Genomic DNA, 5,742 nt, shown 5'->3' with positions numbered 1-5,742 from the left:
GGCGTTGGGTTGATGGAAGCGATTGAACGGGCAGGGGAGGTGCGGTTCCTGCCCGTCCTCTTGACCAGTGTCACCGCTATCGGTGGTCTTCTTCCTCTGGCGTTAGAGCAATCTGGCCTCTATTCACCCATGGCCATCGCCATCATCGGCGGCCTCGTCAGCTCAACATTCCTGTCGCGGATTGCAACACCCGTTATGTATTATCTGACGGCGCGCAAAGAAGAGGTCGCTGCTGAGAAGGCAACCATCTAGTCTTCCATTCGATGTGGCCGAAATTTCGCACCAAGGCCCGTCACCCGGCTTCGATCTTCCCGCACGCCAATCCCGCTAGGCTCACCCCAACCGTCGACCCATAGGTCGACCCCAGTGAGGAGAAGGGCTTCCCAACCAACACCCATAGCCCCGCCAAGAAAAACCCGGCGGGGGTGACCAGATAGAGGGGCCGGGGCGCGTGGTGTGCGCCAGATGAGGTGGGCCAAATTAACGGACTGGCCTGGAATACAACGCAAACCATGCGCCCCGGCTGAAATAAGTACGCGTGCCCAAGGGAAGATCATGAGCCCTCCTCGGTGGTGAAGTTTCCCCCACCTAGTACGTAAAGACCTTTAAAGAGTGGGTTTAAATCTCACTCAAGGAGAACCCGCGAGTTTTGTTTCAAGCCTTTTGAAAGACCTGACCTCCGGCTTCACACGGCAATCGGGCTCAGGCACACCGGGCATAGGGCGAGTTTTCTGGGTTTCTTGTTCATGGGGCTAAGATTAGGGGTACAGGCGGTCGGTCGGATGGATTGGGGGCTAATCCGTGGAGACCATTCGCGCTTTGCGCTTGACGGGCCTCCGGTCTCCAGTACGTTTGACGATAACGAGACCAAGTGAGGGGCGAGTTTGGAAAATCATAGCCAAAGGGCTTCAGCATGATCAAGGGATTGCACCACGCAGGACTTAGCGTCGCCAATCTCGACGCCGCGATAGGCTTTTACAAAACCGCAAAAGCCTTCGATGTGGTGAGCCGCTTTCGGGTTCCCAATCGCGCCGATCTTCGCGCCATGATGGCGGTGGATGATAGTGAATGCGAAGTGGCGCTCTTACGCGGCCCGACAGGCTTCTTAGAATTGTTTAAGTTTGCCAGTCCTGTGACACCTGCCAGTTCACCGGAAGTATATCACGCTGGCATTCGCCATATCTGCATCCAAGCCGTTGATGGGGATCAACTCTATGATGATTTCCTCGCCGCAGGGGCCAAAAGCCACGCACGTCCCTCGGGTTTGGGGACCGGCAATCTCTATTGCTATATCCGTGACCCGGAAGACAATATTGTGGAGTTAGAGGGCCTGCCTTATGCGGCCTCGATCACCGGACCGCCTTGGTTCGCGCATGTCGCGATTGTAACCCCAGACATCAAACGCCTAACCGCCTTCTACACAATGGTTACAGGCACACCGGTGCATAGCTCTGGTCACTTCGGACCTGAGGCAAAATATGATGTTGTCGCCGGCCTTGAAAACATTGTCTTTGACGGAGCGTGGGTGAAAGCCGGGCCTTTGACACTAGAGTTCTGGCAGTATCATCAGCCAGAAACCGAGCTGAGACCATCCGTCGACACGTCGCAACATGGCTGGAGCCATTTCGCCCTAGAAGTCGATGATCTGGACGCAGAATATCAGCGCTTGCTGGCAGATGGTGTGCGTTTCCATGGCGCCCCTAAAAGCAATGGTGCCGTTCGCTTCGTCTATGCCCGCGACCCCGACGGCAATGTTTTCGAGCTTCTTCAGGTTTTGCCCGGCCATGAACATCTGTCGTTAGACCAAGTCACCGGACGGGATTTACCTGCCGAGATTGATCGCCTTGTCGCGCAACTTTATCGCTCTCGCGCCCATGGGCAGGCGGGCTGATGGTCGGGACACAAGAGCCTGATTGGGCGTCTTTCGACGCTGGGTTCCAGACCATTCAGGGACTCAAGTTGCATGTCGTGCGAGCAGGGTCATCCTTAAGCGACAAGACGCCGATGCTGTGCTTGCACGGCTTTCCCGACATCTGGTCAGTATGGGGTCGGGTGATCACACACCTGCCGACAGACCGGCTTTATGTTATGCCAAACCAGCGCGGCTATCATCTCTCGAATAAGCCTCAACGGGTGGAGGACTATGCCCCAGCAATACTGCTGGAGGATATCCGTCAGCTCGTTCTTGCCAATTCTCCGAGCGGGAAAGTGGTACTGGCCGGCCATGATTGGGGCGGGGTGATCGCAACTTGGTTTGCAGCCATTTATCCAGAGCATGTCGCCCAGCTGGTCCTGATCAATGCCGTTCATCCTGCAGCTCTTCAGCGGGCACTGGTGACTGATCCAGATCAGAGGACTGCATCGGCCTATATGCCAAGCCTAACATCGGGTGCGCTCGAGGCGGCTTGGCTGAAGGAACCCAACAGCAATCCCTTCAAGAATTGGTTCCAGCAGGCGCAAACAGATGGCCGGATGGGCCCAGGTGAGGCCGCCCTTTATCAAGCTGCTTGGTCAGACCCCGATCGCTGGCGGGCGGCCATTGACTGGTATCGGGCAAGCCCGTTTGATCTTGCAATTGGCCCTGAGTTGCCCGCATGGGTCCAAGATGGGGATTGGACGATTGAGGCACCGACCCTCTTGATTTGGGGCGAGACGGACACAGTCTTTACCACCAAAACCCGAGATTCCATGGCCACCTATTTTACCCAACTAACCGTCATGCGCTTGCCAGGGATTGGGCACAATCCCTTGCGCGATGACCCAGTTTCTGTGGCCGAGGCCATTCACACGTTTCTCGAGCAAGGAAAGCAATATGTCTAAAGTCAGTCTCGGGTTACAAGGGCGTGTTGCGATTATTACCGGTGCCGCTCGCGGCATCGGGCGGGCAGCACTTGACCGCATGATCGAAGAAGGCGTGCATGTCTTGGCTTGGGATATTGATCCGGCTTGGGCAGAAGAGATCAAAACCATTGCGACACCAGACACCGTCAAGATCAACGCTTTTATCGGTGATGTCTCGCAAAGTGAGGCGTGGCAAGAGGCGGTCAAAAGCGCACTTGCGCAATTTGGGCGCTTGGACTTTCTATTTTCGAACGCCGGGATTTCTGGCCCCGCTCTGCCTGTGTCTCGCTATGAGGATGCAGACTTCGACCGCGTCATGGCGATCAATGCGCGCGGCGTTTATCTGGGCCTGAAACATGCTGGACGGCACCTAAGCCAACAGGGCAGGGGCGTCATCGTCAATGTGTCGTCTATCAGCGGGCTGAGCGGCGGTGGCAATATCTTTGCCTATACCGCGAGCAAACATGCCGTTGTCGGCATGACGAAGTCCGCTGCCGTGCATTATGCGGCAAGTGGGGTTCGCGTACTCGCTGTCTGTCCATCGCCAACCGACACCGAAATGATGGCCTATGCCGAGCGCTCCGTCATGCCGGGCGACCCACAAGCTGCCAGGCCGATTTTCACGCAAGGCGTGCCTATGGGCCGCTATGCTGAACCAGAGGAGATCGCCAATGTTTTCGCCTTCCTGATCTCCGATCAGGCCTCCTTCATGACAGGCACAATCGTGCCCGTCGATGGCGGAACCATGGCGCGCTAGTCTTCTAGATGGCGTCTAAGCCCGCTCAAAAATCGCAGCAATACCTTGGCCGCCGCCAACGCACATCGTCTCCAAGCCATAGCGGACCTGCCTGCGCTGCATCTCATGCACCAGACTGGTCATAATCCGCATACCCGTCGCTCCGATGGGATGGCCCAGCGAAATACCTGAACCATTGACGTTGAGAATAGAACGGTCATCCCAATCCCAGCCCTTGAGAACTGCTAGAACCTGTGCGGCAAAGGCTTCATTTAGTTCAATAAGTCCTAGGTCGCCCCACGCTAAACCTGTCTTGGCGAACAGCTTGTGGACAGCGGGGACAGGCCCAATCCCCATGCGGGAAGGCTCGCACCCGGCCGCTGCCCAGCCGACAAAGAAGGCTGATGGGGTTAAGCCGAGCTCCGCCAAGCGATCTTCGGCCACGACAAGACAGGCAGAGGCCGCATCATTTTGCTGGCTCGAATTACCTGCCGTGCAAACCCCGCCTGACACCATTGGCTTTAACTTTGCCAGCGAGGCGGCTGTGGTATCGGCGCGAATGCCTTCATCCATGCTAAGAGAGATCGGCTCACCGCCGCGCTGGGGAATGGGGACGGCGACAATCTCATCGTCAAATCGCCCTTCCGCCCAAGCACGTGCCGCGCGGACCTGACTTTCGGCGGCAAATTCATCGCAAGCCTCCCGGCTAATCGCATAATCTGCAGCCAGATTTTCGGCCGTCGTGATCATACCGGGGATCACGCCAAAGCGTTCAACAGGTTGGGACCGCTCGCGGCCGCGTTCCAGGCGGTCATACAAGGTGACACTGCCGGCGCGCGCGCCGCCGCGCATGGCGGTGGTATAAAATTCCACATTGCTCATGCTTTCCACGCCGCCAGCCAGCACCACATCGGCGGCACCGGTTTGAACCATCATAGCAGCATTGGCCAAAGCCTGCAGACCCCCACCACAACGGCGGTCCACTTGAATACCCGGCACCTCAATCGGCAGCCCCGCCGCCAAAGCCGCCCAGCGCCCAACACAGGGTGTTTCGCCACTGGCATAGCTTTGCGCAAACACAACGTCTTCGATCAACATCGGGTCGATACCGCTACGCGATACCACCGCTCTGACCACATGGGCGGCAAGAGTTTCGACCGGAACCGAGCTAAGCCCGCCAAGAAACTTGCCAATCGGGGTTCGTACTGGACTAATGATAGCTGCCCGTCTCATGATGAAGCCTTCCCTGCGTGACTGCGTTGACCGCACCACTCTAGAAGAAGCCCATCTGCCTTGTCACCAAATGTCTGCTTAAGTGCGGGGTCTGCCTAAGCGCGGGGAGAGCTCTCACAAACGGTTTTTTGCCAATCAGGAGCTTGATGTCCCCATCCGATTACGGGGCATTAACCCTGCGGCGGCTATACCTCTCCTGACTTAGAAGATTATTGTCGTGGGGTTTTAGGTATGTTGATGCAACTGGTGCGTCCAGAGCACGCGGAATTGGCCGATGTTGCCACCCCATTACAGCTTGCGGTCATCATTCCAACGTTCAATGAAGCAGCCAATGTTGTGCCTTTGCTGGATAAATTATCCATCGCACTCGCTGACTATCATTGGGAAGCGATTTTTGTAGACGATAACTCGCCTGATGGAACGGCAGACCTCGTCCGCGAAATCGGCCAAAAGGACGTCCGTGTGCGCGTAGTCCATCGTATTGGGAGGAGGGGGCTTTCAAGCGCGGTTGTCGAAGGCATGCTTGCCACGTCTGCCCCAATCCTGGCCGTTGTGGACGGTGATCTGCAACATGATGAGATGGCCTTGCCCAAAATGGTGGCCGCCATTGAAAGCGATCAAGCAGACATTGCGATTGGCACACGTTACGCCAAAGGCGGCAGTGTGGGGGAGTGGGACAAGCTGCGCCACCGCGCATCGCAAGGTGCGACGTGGCTGGGTCAGAAGCTTTTGCGGGTTCCGCTTTCTGACCCCATGAGCGGGTTCATGGCCATTCGACGCGAGACCTTGATGGCCGCGTTGCCGCACCTGTCTGGCGTTGGATTTAAAATACTCCTCGACATTGTCGCCTCGCTCCCAACGCCGCCGCGTATCGCTGAGGTGCCCTATGTGTTCCGCTCGCGCCTGAATGGTGAGAGCAAAGCCGACAGCAT

At 57.0% G+C, this 5,742-nt stretch carries 7 protein-coding genes; 5 read left to right on the top strand and 2 right to left on the bottom strand.

Annotated features, from left to right (window positions below; translation table 11 throughout):
- On the top strand, positions 1-252 hold a 252-nt coding region (locus tag ACIQ20_RS15505; RefSeq protein WP_395781881.1), incomplete at its 5' end, for an efflux RND transporter permease subunit.
- Here ACIQ20_RS15505 and ACIQ20_RS15500 read toward each other — a convergent pair.
- Complete coding sequence (locus tag ACIQ20_RS15500; protein WP_395781879.1) at positions 249-557, bottom strand: hypothetical protein; 309 nt, start codon at positions 555-557, stop codon at positions 249-251. The genes ACIQ20_RS15505 and ACIQ20_RS15500 overlap by 4 nt on opposite strands.
- 356 nt (positions 558-913) lie before the next feature.
- Between ACIQ20_RS15500 and ACIQ20_RS15495 the strand changes: the two genes are divergently transcribed.
- From ACIQ20_RS15495 to ACIQ20_RS15485, 3 genes are read left to right on the top strand one after another with little or no spacing between them, the layout of a single operon-like run.
- Positions 914-1,891 carry a VOC family protein gene (locus ACIQ20_RS15495; protein WP_395781877.1) on the top strand — a complete coding sequence of 326 codons (978 nt, stop codon included), beginning with the start codon at positions 914-916 and terminating at the stop codon, positions 1,889-1,891.
- Positions 1,891-2,820, top strand: a complete 930-nt coding sequence (locus ACIQ20_RS15490) for an alpha/beta fold hydrolase (RefSeq protein ID WP_395781875.1) — start codon at positions 1,891-1,893, stop codon at positions 2,818-2,820. The genes ACIQ20_RS15495 and ACIQ20_RS15490 overlap by 1 nt, the downstream gene beginning before the upstream one ends.
- Positions 2,813-3,598, top strand: a complete 786-nt coding sequence (locus ACIQ20_RS15485) for an SDR family NAD(P)-dependent oxidoreductase (RefSeq protein ID WP_395781873.1) — start codon at positions 2,813-2,815, stop codon at positions 3,596-3,598. The genes ACIQ20_RS15490 and ACIQ20_RS15485 overlap by 8 nt, the downstream gene beginning before the upstream one ends.
- Before the next feature lie 15 nt (positions 3,599-3,613).
- On the opposite strand, the gene ACIQ20_RS15480 is transcribed toward ACIQ20_RS15485, so the two are convergent.
- Positions 3,614-4,810, bottom strand: a complete 1,197-nt coding sequence (locus ACIQ20_RS15480; RefSeq protein WP_395781871.1) for an acetyl-CoA C-acetyltransferase — start codon at positions 4,808-4,810, stop codon at positions 3,614-3,616.
- A gap of 231 nt (positions 4,811-5,041) precedes the next feature.
- On the opposite strand from ACIQ20_RS15480, the gene ACIQ20_RS15475 reads away from it, so the two are divergent.
- Positions 5,042-5,742: polyprenol monophosphomannose synthase (locus ACIQ20_RS15475; RefSeq protein WP_395781869.1), on the top strand; the 701-nt coding region annotated here is incomplete at its 3' end.

Origin of the sequence: Aquidulcibacter sp., from assembly GCF_044346625.1 — a bacterium.
Taxonomy (GTDB): Bacteria; Pseudomonadota; Alphaproteobacteria; order Caulobacterales; family Aquidulcibacteraceae; genus Aquidulcibacter.
Note: the sequence above shows the minus strand (reverse complement) of the source record. Positions and strands in the feature narration are given on the sequence as shown.

Bases quoted from the DNA above. Each gene is read 5' to 3' on its own strand.
- ACIQ20_RS15500 (WP_395781879.1), bottom strand. From the start codon at position 557: ATGATCTTCCCTTGGGCACGCGTACTTATTTCAGCCGGGGCGCATGGT.
- ACIQ20_RS15495 (WP_395781877.1), top strand. From the start codon at position 914: ATGATCAAGGGATTGCACCACGCAGGACTTAGCGTCGCCAATCTCGAC.
- ACIQ20_RS15485 (WP_395781873.1), top strand. From the start codon at position 2,813: ATGTCTAAAGTCAGTCTCGGGTTACAAGGGCGTGTTGCGATTATTACC.
- ACIQ20_RS15480 (WP_395781871.1), bottom strand. From the start codon at position 4,810: ATGAGACGGGCAGCTATCATTAGTCCAGTACGAACCCCGATTGGCAAG.
- ACIQ20_RS15490 (WP_395781875.1), top strand. From the start codon at position 1,891: ATGGTCGGGACACAAGAGCCTGATTGGGCGTCTTTCGACGCTGGGTTC.